At 62.2% G+C, this 14,601-nt stretch carries 15 protein-coding genes and 2 pseudogenes; 9 read left to right on the top strand and 8 right to left on the bottom strand.

What is annotated here, in order from left to right:
• Nucleotides 1–549 precede the first annotated feature (549 nt).
• Nucleotides 550–1,443, bottom strand: coding sequence for an NAD(P)/FAD-dependent oxidoreductase (locus tag NKI52_RS11595; RefSeq protein ID WP_023676203.1), 894 nt, complete (start codon nt 1,441–1,443; stop codon nt 550–552).
• Here NKI52_RS11595 and NKI52_RS11600 point away from each other — a divergent pair.
• From NKI52_RS11600 to NKI52_RS11610, 3 genes and pseudogenes are all read left to right on the top strand, one after another.
• Nucleotides 1,442–1,630 (top strand): hypothetical protein, encoded by a 189-nt coding sequence (locus tag NKI52_RS11600; RefSeq protein ID WP_023676204.1) that lies wholly within the window; start codon nt 1,442–1,444, stop codon nt 1,628–1,630. The two genes, NKI52_RS11595 and NKI52_RS11600, sit on opposite strands and share 2 nt — an antisense overlap.
• A 101-nt stretch (nt 1,631–1,731) precedes the next feature.
• On the top strand, nt 1,732–2,379 hold the full coding sequence (locus NKI52_RS11605; protein WP_352698029.1) for a TetR/AcrR family transcriptional regulator: 648 nt from the start codon (nt 1,732–1,734) through the stop codon (nt 2,377–2,379).
• Nucleotides 2,375–2,602: pseudogene (locus NKI52_RS11610) on the top strand (hypothetical protein); the annotation flags it as partial. The gene NKI52_RS11605 and the pseudogene NKI52_RS11610, both read left to right, overlap by 5 nt.
• Nucleotides 2,603–3,329: 727 nt before the next feature.
• Here NKI52_RS11610 and NKI52_RS11615 read toward each other — a convergent pair.
• Complete coding sequence (locus NKI52_RS11615; RefSeq protein WP_023676206.1) at nt 3,330–3,986, bottom strand: TetR/AcrR family transcriptional regulator; 657 nt, start codon at nt 3,984–3,986, stop codon at nt 3,330–3,332.
• An 87-nt stretch (nt 3,987–4,073) separates the two neighbouring features.
• Here NKI52_RS11615 and NKI52_RS11620 point away from each other — a divergent pair, with 87 nt between their 5' ends.
• Nucleotides 4,074–4,439, top strand: a complete 366-nt coding sequence (locus tag NKI52_RS11620; protein WP_023676207.1) for a VOC family protein — start codon at nt 4,074–4,076, stop codon at nt 4,437–4,439.
• Between the two features lie 14 nt (nt 4,440–4,453).
• Nucleotides 4,454–4,945, top strand: a complete 492-nt coding sequence (locus NKI52_RS32725) for a GFA family protein (RefSeq protein ID WP_502894794.1) — start codon at nt 4,454–4,456, stop codon at nt 4,943–4,945.
• Between the two features lie 72 nt (nt 4,946–5,017).
• On the opposite strand, the gene NKI52_RS11625 is transcribed toward NKI52_RS32725, so the two are convergent.
• The 5 genes and pseudogenes from NKI52_RS11625 to NKI52_RS11645 all read right to left on the bottom strand — a co-directional run bounded on the left by NKI52_RS11625 (nt 5,018) and on the right by NKI52_RS11645 (nt 9,426).
• Entirely contained in the window at nt 5,018–5,755 is a 738-nt protein-coding gene (locus NKI52_RS11625) for an SGNH/GDSL hydrolase family protein (protein WP_023676209.1), read from the bottom strand.
• 37 nt (nt 5,756–5,792) lie between these two features.
• A complete protein-coding gene (locus NKI52_RS11630; protein ID WP_352698031.1) occupies nt 5,793–6,740 on the bottom strand; it encodes a sigma-70 family RNA polymerase sigma factor in 948 nt (315 codons plus the stop codon).
• 19 nt (nt 6,741–6,759) lie between these two features.
• On the bottom strand, nt 6,760–7,692 hold the full coding sequence (locus tag NKI52_RS11635) for an alpha/beta hydrolase (protein WP_352698033.1): 933 nt from the start codon (nt 7,690–7,692) through the stop codon (nt 6,760–6,762).
• 331 nt (nt 7,693–8,023) lie between these two features.
• Nucleotides 8,024–8,983, bottom strand: a pseudogene (guaA, locus tag NKI52_RS11640) (glutamine-hydrolyzing GMP synthase); the annotation flags it as partial.
• A gap of 14 nt (nt 8,984–8,997) precedes the next feature.
• A complete protein-coding gene (locus NKI52_RS11645) occupies nt 8,998–9,426 on the bottom strand; it encodes a MerR family transcriptional regulator (RefSeq protein WP_023680913.1) in 429 nt (142 codons plus the stop codon).
• An 84-nt stretch (nt 9,427–9,510) separates the two neighbouring features.
• Here NKI52_RS11645 and NKI52_RS11650 point away from each other — a divergent pair, with 84 nt between their 5' ends.
• The 4 genes from NKI52_RS11650 to merBA are packed head-to-tail and all read left to right on the top strand — an operon-like array spanning nt 9,511 to nt 12,780.
• Nucleotides 9,511–9,936 carry a mercuric transporter MerT family protein gene (locus NKI52_RS11650; RefSeq protein WP_031213451.1) on the top strand — a complete coding sequence of 142 codons (426 nt, stop codon included), beginning with the start codon at nt 9,511–9,513 and terminating at the stop codon, nt 9,934–9,936.
• A gap of 18 nt (nt 9,937–9,954) precedes the next feature.
• Nucleotides 9,955–10,248, top strand: a complete 294-nt coding sequence (locus NKI52_RS11655) for a cation transporter (RefSeq protein WP_023680911.1) — start codon at nt 9,955–9,957, stop codon at nt 10,246–10,248.
• Between the two features lies 1 nt (nt 10,249).
• Nucleotides 10,250–10,498 carry a mercury transport protein gene (locus NKI52_RS11660; protein ID WP_352649143.1) on the top strand — a complete coding sequence of 83 codons (249 nt, stop codon included), beginning with the start codon at nt 10,250–10,252 and terminating at the stop codon, nt 10,496–10,498.
• Entirely contained in the window at nt 10,495–12,780 is a 2,286-nt protein-coding gene (gene merBA, locus NKI52_RS11665) for a bifunctional organomercurial lyase/mercury(II) reductase MerBA (protein ID WP_352698035.1), read from the top strand. Before NKI52_RS11660 ends, merBA begins: the two co-directional genes overlap by 4 nt.
• 231 nt (nt 12,781–13,011) lie before the next feature.
• Here merBA and guaA (NKI52_RS11670) read toward each other — a convergent pair whose 3' ends face one another.
• Nucleotides 13,012–14,574 carry a glutamine-hydrolyzing GMP synthase gene (gene guaA / locus NKI52_RS11670; protein ID WP_352634594.1) on the bottom strand — a complete coding sequence of 521 codons (1,563 nt, stop codon included), beginning with the start codon at nt 14,572–14,574 and terminating at the stop codon, nt 13,012–13,014.
• Nucleotides 14,575–14,601 lie beyond the last annotated feature (27 nt).

The following is a 14,601-nucleotide window of genomic DNA, read 5'->3' on the forward strand; positions in this document are numbered from 1 at the left end:
AATAGCACGAAAATTTTTTGTGCGGTTTCGGCATCTATCGAAGTCGATCGCCTTTCCGGACCCACTTTGGGCAACTCAGGTGGGTTTCACAGCGAACGAAGAAAGTACCGTCACTAACTTTCATAGCACAGCGCGCGCCACAACGCGACCCGCCGCGGCAGCGTCATCCAAGCGCCATCCCTCTCCGTTTGTAGGTGAACTGGATACCGCTGGCAGTGCAAACTGGACACTCCCGGCAGTATAAACTGGACACCTCAAGACCCACTCCCTCCGAGGGCGCGACAGCACGGTTCAAGGTGCAATGTCGCGCCCTCACTTGCTGAACTTCTTCCCGGGAGGGGGCCGGGGGAGGTTGAATAGCCTGTGGGTCTTTTGGGACCGTTTGCGGACCGGCCTGAGCCTAGGAATCGTTTTGCTCAACTGCCCCTTCGAGACGGCTGACCGGCCAAAGACGCCCCTCAGGGGAGAGGGGGCCCGCGTTCCGTGGCACCGGCCCGCAACCTTCAGAATATGATAGCCCGCGGCAACCGGAGAAGGGAATCTGTGCTCTCAAACCAGCATCGACTGCTGGGAGAAGATGCCCGCCATCGCGCCGTGCGATGATGCCGTGGTGACCGAGGCCATGAGGGGGTTGGCGAGGTCGCCGGCGGCGTAGATGCCGGGAATGCTAGTTTCGCGGCGCTCGTCCACCTTGAGGACGATGCCGAGGGACGTATCGACCGTGGCGAGGCCCAGTGATTCATGCAGGCTTGCGGACGGCTTGTTGCGCGGATGGGCGAACAGGATGTCGACCGCGACATTGCGGCCGGTATCGAGATTGACGGTGGCGATATGGCCCCCGTGATGGGCGATCTCGGTGATCCGGCCATCGACGACAGGTATGTTGCGGCGCGCCAGATCGGCCCGGATATCGGGTGGAATGTCGTGACCATCGGCGAAGAGCGTCAACGTGTCGGTCCAATCGTGGTACAGCCTGACATAAGTATGCGACTGCGGGCCGGACCAGACGAGGCCCCAATGCTGGCCGGCGACTTCAAAGCCGTCGCAATAGGGGCAGGGTACGATGGACGTGCCCCAGCTTTCGGCAAAGCCCGGAACATCAGGCATCTGGTCGGCGACGCCATAGCTCAGGATCAGGCGCCGCGCCCCAAGGCTTTCGCCATCGCCAATGAGGACGGAGAAATCGTCGATGGCGCCGGAGACGCTGTCGGCCCGGGCACTGACCAGCCTGATCGTGGGATAACGCGCCAGCTGCTGCCGCGCCTCGGCCAGGATGTCCAGCGGTGGCTTGTGATCGTGACCGAGCAGGCCATGCGAGTGGCCGGCGAAGCGATTGCGCGGCAGGCCGGTATCGAGAACGGTGACCTTGCGGCGGGCACGGCCGAGCTGCAGGGCGCCGGCGAGACCGGCAAAGCTGCCGCCGATGATGATGACGTCATCCATGGTGATAAGCTCCGTGTTGTGGATGGAGGGGGTTGGGCCGGGCCTGGCGCGAAATATCGTCCAGCGATACGCGCTCGAGACGGGCAGCGAGCAGGGCTTCGGCATCGACGAGAAAGTCGCCCATCACTGTGTTGACCGGCCGGACAATGCCGCATTCGATATCGCCGGGCGGCCCGGGGAAACTTGATTTGGAGGACAGGTTGAAACCTATCCATTGGCTTGCACATTTCAGATACTACATGGTATCGTAATGCAAGAATTAGGATACTGTCAAGTACTGGAATTGTCGTGACCGAAAACAGCCAGGGCCGGCGCGGCCGGCCCGCCAACGAGGCGCTTGGCCAAACGATAGTCGACGCCGCGTGCGAACTCTTTGTGGAATTGGGTTTTCAAGCGACGACATTAGACAAGGTCGCCCAGCGGGCGAAGATATCCAAGCTCAGCATCTATCGGCACTTCGAGAACAAGGAGGCGCTGTTCAGCGCGGCCATCGCGGCCCGCTGCCATCAGTTTGCACCACAGGCCCTTTTTGAAGGCGTCGACGGTTCGGCCGAAGATCAGCTCATGGCGGTGGGATCATCCTTGCTTCGCACGCTGTTGAGCTCGGACGTCCGCAGTGTCGAAGCCATGATCATGGCCGACAAGACGAATCAAAAGTCGTTAAGCAAGCTCCAATACGAAGCCGGCCCCGCCCATGTCATCGCCCAAATCGAGGCCCTGTTGCGTCAGTTGCACGCGAAGGCGGTTCTGAACGTGCCCGATCCTCTCCGGTCCGCCCGCTTGTTTGCCGCGCTTTTCAAAGGATCCGATCTCCTGATTATCGCACACTTCGATGAGGCGAGAGCAGAGGACGACAACGAAATCGAATCCTATTGCCGGTCGGCCGTCGCCATGTTCATCGCCGCGCACGGTGGCAACGACCACGCGGGCGGATAAGCATTTGATTGCTCCGGGCAGCTTGGCCGGGACCGTCGTCCAGGCGCTTCGTCATATTGGGCCGGCGCGCGCGGCCGAGCTTGCACAGATCGCGGCACCTCATCTTTCTCCCAACGATAAAAAGACGCTCGCATCTACCGCGGTCCAAGCTCCCGCCTGGATGCGGTCGACGCTTCTCTCCATCGCAGATCCGGCAGCAGTCGGGACAACATTTGATAGGTGATGCGACGGTGCCATCCGACGATATGCGATCGGGTCCGGAACATCGATCGGTACCGCAGCCAAAGCTGAAACTATGTATGTCGATAACTAAAGTACCGTCAGCGCGGAAATGTCATGCTACGGGTAATTTTCGTTATATATTTCAAAGCGTTGACACACAGAAAAGTACCGTCAAACCCTAAAAAGGAATGACGGTACTTTTTAGAATGCTCTGTCGGATACAAAAGCACCGTCAAAAGTACCGTCAGAGTGATCTGCTACAAGCTGCGAGCCGCGCCAGGCGCTCCGATAAACTTAACGATTTCAATGACTTGATAGGTTTGTCAATTCCATTGATAATGTGCCCTGGCTAGCAGTCTGCCCTGCCCGCAAATCATTGTATTTTCTGCGAAATTCTACGCTAGAGCCGCCTATCATCGCCGTTTCCCTCACTCCCACTCGATCGTTTTGAGCCATGGTAACGCGTTGACGCGGCAGCACAAACTTTTCTGCACGCCCTAAAGAACCGACTCTGCGATTCGTCAGAAATCTGCGCTCTTGATTTCAAAAGGGAATTTCGGCGATTCGGGATCGGCTCGGTTTCGGCGACTATCGACAACAATCGGTCGATTTTCGACAGCCGCGCCGCAACAAGCCGCGACCCACTGGGGACCAAAAAAAGGACCGTCAAACACGGCCGAACGGTCCGCACGGTAGCGCCCGGCATTCGCTCGTCGCCGTGGCGTGCCTCACTTGCCGTATGACGCAAGGAACACCCGTACGCCGGCCGCGGCGTGCCGTCGAAGCTTCGCCGGTTTCGGAATCGACTCGTCACCCAACAGCATGGCCCTGTTCAATGGCTCGCCCATAATCAACCAATTGAACTGGGAAGCGGCGACGGCCGGATCATCGATCGCAAGCAGGCCGCGATCAGCCAAGCGCTCGAACAACACTGCCATCGCCGCAATTGCGCGCCCGGGTCCGCCATCGAAGAGCGCCTTTGCCAGTTCTGGGAAGCGGCCGACCTCGCCGATCACCAGACGGCGCAGCTGCATGACGCGCGGCGTGAGTACAGTGGTAAGCTGTCGGTACGCATAGCGCTGAAGATAATCGGCAATATCTTCGCCCTCGGCGAGTTCGGGCATTTTACTGTGGACCCTATCGCTGGCTCGATTGGTCACGCTGCTCACGATCTCCACGAACAGCATCTCCTTGTTCGGAAAATTCTTGTAGACGGTCTGTTTCGACACCGCCGCAAGCGCCGCGATCTCGTCCATATTGGTGGCCAGATAGCCCTTTTGCAGAAACACTTCTGTCGCCGCCTCGAGGATGGCCCGCCGCTTTTTCGCCGACCGGCCGTGCGGTTCGAGTTCTTCTGAAACACCTGCTGAACGCGTCGTGGTCATGCTCCTGGCGTGTCCGCTGCCGATTGATTCATGGTACTGGACCGTCTAGTTTGATTTGGACCGAGATGCAATGGGGAGAGATCGACAATGCACATCCAGTTCGCGGAGCTTCCGGTGTTCGACCAGGAACGCGCCAAGGCGTTCTACATCGATCACCTGAACTGCCGCGTCGTCGCCGATCAGCCAATGGGCAATGATGGGTGGCGATGGATCGAACTCGGATTTCCAGGTGCCGAAACCACCCTCCACTTCCTAAGGCGCAAGGACGAAACACCATCTGAGGGGCCCGTCCTCGTGCTGGTTGACAACGAAATCGAAGTCACCGTTCAGAGACTCAAATCGCGAGGCGCCGAGATCATAGCAGAACCGCGCCCCGCGCCATGGCAACCGGGGCGCACGATCGCGGAATTTCGGGACAGCGAGGGCAATCGCATGATGATCACCAGCAGATGACGCACTCACCTATCATGACCGCAACTTGCTCTTGCGGTGGCGTCGAACTCAAAGCCTTTGGCAGGCCGATCGTGAGCAGTGCCTGCTACTGCGACGACTGCCGGAAGGGAGCTGATCAGATCGAAGCTTTGCCAGGTGCTGGCGCCATACGCGATCCCGATGGCGGCACCGCATACATCCTCTATCGAAAGGACCGCATCGAGTGCTCCAAGGGGGCCGAATTGCTGAGGGGTTACAAGCTTAAGGAAACTTCAGCCACGAATAGGGTCATCGCCATGTGCTGCAATTCAGCGATGTTAATGAACTTCGATAGAGGTCCGCATTGGGTCTCGGCATACAGAGCGCGGTTTCACGGAGAACTCCCGCCACTGCAGCTGCGGATTTGCACTAAGTTCAAGTCGGACAGCGATGTCATTCCTGACGACGTGCCGAGCCACCGGGGTTATCCTCTAGGGTTCGTCGTTAAACTTTTGGCATCGCGCGTGGCGATGTTGCTAGGTCGATAAACCGGCCGCCAGCCTGCGCGATAAGACATTCAGATAGGTGCGCAAATCGGATACAGCCTTGCCGCTCAGGGTTCAGGCCTGAACGAATTTCTGTAGGCGATCCGCCACGATCAGCCCTGCCCGGCTGTTCAAGTGCACGCCGTCGGTGTGAAATAGCCAGCCATTTACGCGGGCGACATCATCCGGACGCTGCCGCAGCACCAGTACGCGAAAAGCATCGCGATAGAATGGAAGAAAGTTGAACGCCGTGTAGGCCCGGCCAGGCGAGGCGCGAACCGCCTCGGTGAGCGCCTCATGGAGCGGGACATAGCCGCAGCGTTCCTCGTGCGCGATGGCCGCCACGATCGCAGAATATTCCTTGATCCGCCGGTTGAGCTCGCTCTGGAACGGGTCGTCCGAATCCGGCGCTTCTCCTATCGGAGGGAGCGAGCAAAGGCCGATGTCCGCCGCCGTCTCGCGCTTCAGCCTGCGTGCTATCTCGGCCAGATTCTCGTGGAACCAATCGGGCGAAGGCGTGCGGGGCAGACGCTTCCAAAACGTAAAGAACCGCCGCACTTTGCGTGACACGAGCGTGAGAACATCATTCCCGCCGACCCAGACGATGACCTTGTCGGGACGACAGGCGAGCACATCCGGCAACCGCTGCAGCGCGTTGTAGGCCAAGTCGCCGCCGACGCCAAAATTCCGGAACTCAAATTGCCCGTTGCCCGGCCGCCGGCGGAGCTCCGCCATCCAATCGAATGCCTGGCCCTTGCCCGCCGTGCTGCTCGACCCGAGGCACGCCACGATTTTTCGTTGAGGACGCACCATCGTAACTCCGCCAGGCCAGAAGTGAGAAATCGTCGCCTTATGCTCTTCCCAAAACGGCTTGCCCAGTCATGAGTTTCAGGTCGGATTCCGCGGCGTTTTCCAACATCCATGGACAGGCATAATAATCTTCGATGCGATCGATGACGCGACCGGCGACATGGACACGAACCGGCCACGCGACCTGCCACCGGTCGCCTCGCTGGAAGAGCACGATCAGGACAGGCTCTCCGTCGATCGCCCCCAACTCCATGGTCCACGTCTCCGGGTTTCGCTCGTATTCGACGAAATAGGGAGAACTTCTGAGCAGGCCGTCGAAGCAGTCGGCGACCCGCAACCGAGCATCGGCGCTGGTGAGGCTCCGCACGCCATCCCAGTCATGGCGGTTGAAGAGGTCAACATAGCGCTGCAAGAGCCGCGCGGTGTCGGGATCAAGCGGACGGTTCGGTTCACCGGCAGGTTCAGGGGCCAAGTCGGCGAGCTTCGCCCGTCCGCGGGAGAGCGCGGATTTGACGCCCCCAACCGTCGAGTCCACGAGTTCTGCGGTCTCTTCCAGCGAATAGTCGAACACGTCCTTCAGGAGGAGGCAGGCGCGCTCCTTGGGCGGCAAGCGGCCAACCAGCCGTTCGATGGCGCGGCGTGCATCGGTCGCTGCCGGCTCTGCAGAGACAACGCCGATGTCGTCCGAATAGGCGTGCTCCGCGCGCTCGCGCACATCGCGTCGCCTCAGAAAGTCGATGCAGCGATTGTGAGCGATGCGAAACAGCCAGGGCTTCAGCCGGCGGGCATCGTCGAGGGTCTCAATCTTCGTGTAGGCCTCGAACAGCGTCTCCTGCACGAGATCCTCACCGTCGAGGCGTGAGCCCGTCATGCGGGCGCAGTAGCGATGCAGTTGGGCGCGGACGCCTGACACCGTCTCGAGGAAGGCGCGATATCGCGCATCGAACAGGCCGGTCGGTCGCTCGGGCATGTCCTTCAGCTGCCACATCTTGGTTTCAATTTGCCAGTCATGCGACCTCCTGACCTTCAGCGCGTGTTGCCGCGGTTGCGGCCAGACCAAGCTTGGGGCGAACCCATTGTGCCGACCGCGCGATCGCGTCGTCGGCTTCGGGCGCGCGCCCAGCCATCATCTGGAACGAGTGCAGCATCCCCGGAAATACGTCCAGGCGCGCCTCGACGCCGGCGGCCTTTGCGCGATCGGCAAGCGCTCGGCTGTCGTCGAGCAGGGTTTCGTCTCCACCCACTTGCAGATAGATCGGCGGCAGGCCCTTCAGATCGGCAAAGATCGGGCTGGCGAGTGGATGCCGGGGATCGGTCCCTGCAAGGACTTGCGATACCAGCATATCCACGACCGCCCTCTGGAAGAAGGCGTCCTTCTCGCGGTTGCTTTCGTAGGAGTGCCCGCTCGCCGACAGATCATACCAGCCAGAGATGCTGAGAATCGCGGTCGGCAGCGGCCGCCCCGCATCGCGGAGTTTCATCGCCGCCGCAACGATCAGGCCAGCACCAGCGGAATCGCCTGCAGCTATGGTGTGCTTCGGCGCGACACCCTGCTCGGCGAGCCATTCGAACGCGGTCACGGCCTGCTCGATTTGGCGCGGAAACTTGCTCTGGAAAACGTAGTCGTACGTAGCGAGCAGAGCGTAACAGCCGATCGCCTTAGCAAGGTGTCCGACCATCTTGCGATGGGTCCAGATCGATCCGCCGACATAGCCACCGCCGTGCAGGTAAAGCATGACCCGGTCTTTGGCCGCCGTTTTTGGCTGAACCCACAGCGCGGTCTTGTCGCCGAGGTTGGTCTCGACGTAATCGACGCCGCCCGGTTCTGCCGTCAAAACGGACCACTCGGATGCTTCCTGTGGCGATTCTCGACCGCTGCGCCAGGCCTCCGCAAGCGTTTCGTAGTGTATCTTGTTCGCCAGGCTCTGCTTGCTGTTCATGTCACGCTCCAATTCGTCCAGGAGGGCGATGTCAAGGATGACCGTGCCCATGAACAGCTAAGACGGATGAACCCAGCGAAAGGATACGTGGCCGGCAGATGCAACGCCTCGCCGGTGGCAGTTGCCGCGGACCCCGGGTGTCAAACCCAGCAAGGCTAGGCTGCTCCACCCTTCTCTGTGGGACGTTCGTTCCAGACATTCGCCGATCGGCCAGATGCTTCGTCTATGCCGTCGCCGGGTGGCCGGGGGCTGGGACTATTGACTATTATCGCCGAGCCAACATCGCCTTAAACATGCTGGTCTATCCTCTTCTACTCCGCAGTACTCCTCGTCACTCCCACTCGATGGTGCCTGGCGGCTTGCTCGTCACGTCGTAGACCACGCGGTTGATGCCGCGTACCTCGTTGATGATGCGGGTGGCGGCTGCTCCCAGGAATGCCATGTCGTAATGGTAGAAGTCGGCCGTCATGCCGTCGACCGAGGTGACGGCGCGCAGCGCGCAGACGAACTCGTAGGTGCGGCCGTCGCCCATCACGCCGACGGTCTGCACCGGCAGCAGCACGGCGAAGGCCTGCCAGATGGCGTCGTAGAGGCCGGCCTTGCGGATCTCGTCGAGATAGATGGCGTCGGCCTCGCGCAGGATCTCCAGCTTTTCGCGGGTGATGCCGCCCGGACAGCGGATGGCGAGACCGGGACCGGGGAACGGATGCCGGCCAATGAAGCTGTCGGGCAGGCCGAGCTCCTTGCCGAGCGCCCTCACCTCGTCCTTGAACAATTCGCGCAGCGGCTCGACCAGCTGCATGTTCATGCGTTCGGGCAAGCCACCGACATTGTGATGCGACTTGATGGTCACCGACGGGCCGCCGCTGAAAGAGACGCTTTCGATGACGTCGGGATAGAGGGTGCCTTGTGCCAGGAAATCGGCGCCGCCGAGCTTCTCGGCCTCCTCCTCGAACACTTCGATGAACAGCCGCCCGATGGTCTTGCGCTTCTTCTCGGGGTCCGACTCGCCCTCGAGCGCGCCGATGAAACGGTCCGAAGCGTCGACCAGGATCAGCGGCAGATTGTAATGCTGGCGAAACATCTCCACCACGCCTGATGCCTCGTCCTTGCGCATCAGACCGTGGTCGACAAGGATGCAGGTGAGCTGGTCGCCGACCGCCTCATGGATCAGCAAGGCCGCGACCGAGGAATCAACGCCGCCCGACAGCGCGCAGATCACCTTGCCCTTGCCGACCTGTTTGCGGATCGTCTCGACCGCGTGCTCGCGGTAGGCGCGCATCGTCCAGTCGCCTTCGGACGCACTTATGCGGTAGTTCGCTCCTGGAACAGCGTCTCGATCAGCGGGCACTCCGGCAACGTGCCGTCAGCGCATTGCGCGACCACCTCCTTCAGCATGCGCTCCATCCGTTTGAGGTCAGCGATTTTCGTCCGCACGTCCTTAAGATGGGCGGCGGCCACATCTCTTGCCTCGCCGCAAGGCCGATCGCGTTCATCCACGAGGCGCAGCAGTTCGCGGATTTCATCGAGGGAAAAGCCTAGCTCTCGCGCGCGTAGCACGAAGCAAAGGCGCCGCTCGTGCATGGTGTCGTAGCTGCGATAGCCGCTCGTCGTACGCGGCGGCTCGGGCAGAAGGCCGACCTTCTCGTAATAGCGCACGGTCTCCAGATTGCAGCCCGTACGCTGCGCGAGCTCGGCCCGTTGCAGGCCCTTCACCGCGGCATGATCGCGCATCGCAAAATCCCTCTTGACCCTGTAGTGACTACAGACCGCATGCTACGGCACGCTTGGGATTTCGGCAAGGAAGAGAGGCCGGACATGGTTGCATCGCGATCCGGAACAACGGCGGCCCAAACTGCCGCTGCAGACTTGTCTGCCTCTGAACGAGGCGACGCCGGGCGGCAGCGTCTGATCGCCGTGGGCGGCATTCTCGGCGCACTCGCGGCTTCCTCCTGCTGCATCGTGCCGCTGCTTCTGTTCAGCCTTGGCATCGGCGGGGCCTGGATCGGCAATCTGACGGCGCTCGCGCCTTACAAGCCATTCTTCGTCGCCGGCACGGCAAGCCTTCTCGGATGCGGCTTCTACCTCGTCTACTGGAAGCCCAGGCGAGCCTGCGCCGATGACGCCGCTTGCGCGCGCCCGATCCCTAGCCGCTTCGTTCAACTCGCGCTCTGGATCGCGACGGTGCTCGTATTGGCCGCCTTCGCCTTCGACTACATCGCCCCGCTGCTGCTCGGCGCCTGAGACAAAGGAGTTTCATCCATGACCAAGTATTTGAGCGCGCTCGCCCTGATCGGCTCCGTTATCGTGGCTCCGGCCGCGTGGGCTGGCGAGCGCACCGTCACCTTCGCTGTCGACAACATGACCTGCGCCTCATGTCCCTACATCGTGCAGAGCTCAATGGCGGCGGTCCCCGGCGTTGCGAAGGTCGCCGTCTCCTTCGAAGCCAAGACCGCGACCGTGACCTTCGACGACGCTAAGACGAACCCGGATACTATCGCGACCGCTAGCATGAATGCCGGCTATCCGGCCCATCCGACACAGCAGGGCAGTTGAGATGAGCGACCGCGCCCTGGTCCGCGCCGGCGTGGCCGGCGCCATCCTCGCCGCGATCTGCTGCGCGGCGCCGCTCCTCGCCGTGGGTCTGCCCCTGGCCGGCCTTGGCGCGTGGTTGGCAGGCGCCGGTCTGGTGGTGCTTCCCCTGATCGGCGCGAGCCTCGGCCTCGTCGCGTGGGGCGTCCATTATCGCCGGGCACAAGCCGCGGGCTGCGAGAAGAAGATTCACAAGGAAAGCATGAAGCAATGAACGATTGCTGCGCATCCTCCTCGCCCCAGGGCAAGCTTGCAGCTTCCGCATCCGCGACACCGCCGAGCTACACCGTGCGGCCCGGCGTGACGTTTCCGGACTGGTCTGTGGTCACATCTCCCCTCGTCAAAGACGCACTGCTGGCCATGAACGATGTTCTGCGGATCATGGCTGGACCCAACCAACCCGCCGATCGTTGGAGCGACCGCGACCGTCTCGTGGATCGAGTTCGCGTTGCGCTGCTTAAGCTCTACGCCGAGGCAGGGCGAGCACCTACCCAAAGTGCGATTGCCAAGCGCGCGGGGCTGAGCGAGACGACCGTTCAGCCGCAGCTCGAAGAACTCCAACGTCGTGACCTCGTCGTGCTCAACGGCGATCGGATCGTCGGAGCCTATCCCTTTACCGACCGGGATGCGGACCATCAGGTCACCTTGGACGGACGCGTCGTTAACGCCATGTGCGCAGTGGACGCGCTCGGCATCGGCGCCATGACCGGTCGCGACATCGCGATTGCATCGCGCTGCCGCCATTGTGGTGCGCCAATTCGGATCAGCACACGGGATCAAGGTAGGATGCTGGCTCGCGTTGAACCGAAGACGTCCGTTATGTGGCAAAGTGTCCATTACGAAGGCGCGTGCGCGGCGAACTCGCTGTGCGCGACGACCGCGTTCTTCTGTTCGGAAGACCATCTCTCCGCCTGGCGCCGCGAGCGTACCGCGGACGAGCCTGGTTTTCGGCTGTCGATCGAGGAAGGACTGGAGGCGGGTCGCGCTCTCTTCGGACCCAGCCTCGCTGGCCTCGAGATGGCACCACACGCGTCGGTCCGCGCGGCGTTGAAGAGCGCTGCAGCAACAGACCGCCCCTTCCGCGCGAACGGTCGCAATGGTGGCGCCTACGATCTCGTCGTCATCGGCGCCGGCTCAGCCGGCTTCTCGGCTTCGATCACCGCCGCCGATCAGGGTGCGCAAGTCGCCCTCATCGGCCACGGCACCATCGGCGGCACTTGCGTCAATATCGGTTGCGTCCCATCGAAGACGCTGATCCGCGCTGCCGAGACACTTCACAACGCTCGCGTGGCAGCACGTTTCGCCGGCATCGCGGCCGAGGCCGAGCTGACGGACTGGCGCGGAACCGTCCGCCAGAAGGACGCGCTGGTTTCCGATCTGCGCCAGGCCAAGTACATTGACCTGCTGCCGGCCTATAACGGCATCGCCTATCGCGAGGGCGCGGCGCGGCTCGTGGAAGGTGGTGTCGAGGTAGACGGCGGGCGCATTCCCGCTGGCAAGATCATAATCGCGACCGGCGCGCGACCGGCGGTGCCCGCCATCCCTGGCATCGAGACCGTACGCTATCTGGCCAGCACGACCGCGCTCGATCTTGAGGAGCTACCACGATCGTTGCTCGTCATCGGAGGCGGCTACATCGGGGCGGAACTCGCCCAGATGTTCGCCCGCGCCGGCGTCAAGGTGACGCTCGTTTGCCGGTCTCGGCTGCTCCCCGAGGCCGAGCCCGAGATCGGCGCGGCCCTGACGGGGTATTTCGAGGACGAAGGGATCACCGTGGTCTCTGGCATCGCCTACCGTGCTATCCGCGGGACCGAGAACGGCATTGTGCTCGACGTTTCCATCGACTGCCACGATACGACGATCGACGCCGATCAGGTGCTGATCACTACCGGTCGCACGCCCAACATCGAAGACCTTGGGCTCGCCGAGCACGGCATCGTGCTCTCACCGAAAGGCGGCATTGTCGTTGATGACCGCATGCGCACCTCCGGGGCCGGCATCTATGCTGCCGGCGATGTCACCGGCCGCGACCAGTTCGTCTACATGGCCGCCTATGGTGCCAAGCTTGCTGCCAAGAATGCGCTCAACGGCGACAGCCTGCGCTACGACAACAGCGCCATGCCTGCCATCGTTTTCACCGACCCGCAAGTGGCGAGCGTGGGCCTCACCGAGGCCGCGGCCCGTGCCGCCGGACATGCCGTCCGTGTCTCGACGATCGGTCTCGAGCGGGTGCCGCGCGCACTCGCCGCTCGCGACACCCGTGGGCTCATCAAGCTCGTGGCCGATGCCAGCAGTGGCCGGTTGCTCGGCGCGCATATTCTCGCGCCGGAAGGAGCCGACAGTATCCAGACCGCGGCGCTGGCGATCCGGCAAGGCCTCAATGTCGAGGATCTCGCCGATGCGATCTTTCCGTATTTAACCACTGTCGAGGGCTTGAAGCTCGCGGCACTCGGCTTTGCCAAGGACGTCGCCAAGTTGTCGTGCTGCGCTGGCTAGGATTGCGTTCATTTTCCGATTGCGACGCCAGCTGCGCCGATCTCCAGCGAACCGCCGAATTGTACGCTCCAGCACGCCAATATACTCCGCCGACCACACCTCTCTTTACTTTTCGAGAAAGCGCCATCAAATCACACGAGGAATATCCTGAGTCATTGGAGGTCGCTCAAGAGTGCCACGAAGACTTGTCGTAACTACTTCAAACTACGCTATTGCCGCCATTTGTATCCGTCACTCCCACTCAATTGTGCCTGGCGGTTTGCTCGTCACGTCGTAGACGACGCGGTTGATGCCGCGTACCTCGTTGATGATGCGGGTGGCGGCTGCTCCCAGGAATGCCATGTCGTAATGGTAGAAGTCGGCCGTCATGCCGTCGACCGAGGTGACGGCGCGCAGCGCGCAGACGAACTCGTAGGTGCGGCCGTCGCCCATCACGCCGACGGTCTGCACCGGCAGCAGCACGGCGAAGGCCTGCCAGATGGCGTCGTAGAGTCCGGCCTTGCGGATCTCGTCGAGATAGATGGCGTCGGCCTCGCGCAGGATCTCCAGCTTTTCGCGGGTGATGCCGCCCGGACAGCGGATGGCGAGACCGGGACCGGGGAACGGATGCCGGCCAATGAAGCTGTCGGGCAGGCCGAGCTCCTTGCCGAGCGCCCTCACCTCGTCCTTGAACAATTCGCGCAGCGGCTCGACCAGCTGCATGTTCATGCGTTCGGGCAAGCCGCCGACATTGTGATGCGACTTGATGGTCACCGACGGGCCGCCGCTGAAAGAGACGCTTTCGATGACGTCGGGATAGAGGGTGCCTTGTGCCAGGAAATCGGCGCCGCCGAGCTTCTCGGCCTCCTCCTCGAACACTTCGATGAACAGCCGCCCGATGGTCTTGCGCTTCTTCTCGGGGTCCGACTCGCCCTCGAGCGCGCCGATGAAACGGTCCGCAGCGTCGACCAGGATCAGCGGCAGATTGTAATGCTGGCGAAACATCTCCACCACGCCTGATGCCTCGTCCTTGCGCATCAGACCGTGGTCGACAAGGATGCAGGTGAGCTGGTCGCCGACCGCCTCGTGGATCAGCAAGGCCGCGACCGAGGAATCGACGCCGCCCGACAGCGCGCAGATCACCTTGCCCTTGCCGACCTGTTTGCGGATCGTCTCGACCGCGTGCTCGCGGTAGGCGCGCATCGTCCAGTCGCCTTCGATGCCGGCGATGTTGTGGACGAAGTTGCGGAGCAGCCTGGCGCCGTCCGGCGTATGCACCACTTCGGGGTGGAACATGAGGCCGTACATTTTGCGTTCGACATTGCCGAAGATAGCGAAGGGCGAGCCCTCCGATTTTCCGAGCACCTCGAACCCCTTGGGCAGGGAGATGACGCGGTCGCCATGGCTCATCCACACCTGGTGGCGCTGGCCGGGCGCCCACAGGCCGTCGAACAACGGGCTGTCCTTGGCGATCTCGACGAAGGCGCGGCCGAATTCGCGGTGGTCGGAGCTTTCGGCGACGCCGCCCATCTGCACGCACATCGCCATCTGGCCATAGCAGATGCCGAGCACCGGCACGCCGGCGTCGAAGACGATCTGCGGCGCGCGCGGACTGCCGATGTCGCCGGTCGAGGCCGGGCCGCCGGACAGGATCACCGCCTTCGGATTGACGCGCTTGAACGCCGCCTCGGCCGACTGGAAGGGCACGATCTCGGAAAAGACGCCGGCCTCGCGGATGCGGCGGGCGATCAGCTGGGTGAACTGGCTGCCGAAATCGACAATCAGGACGGTGTCGGGATGATTGGCTGTTTTCATGGCGAGCGTTTAGAGAAAGAAACGAGT

The sequence above is a fragment of the Mesorhizobium sp. M0590 genome (genome assembly GCF_040320905.1).
Lineage (GTDB): Bacteria > Pseudomonadota > Alphaproteobacteria > Rhizobiales > Rhizobiaceae > Mesorhizobium.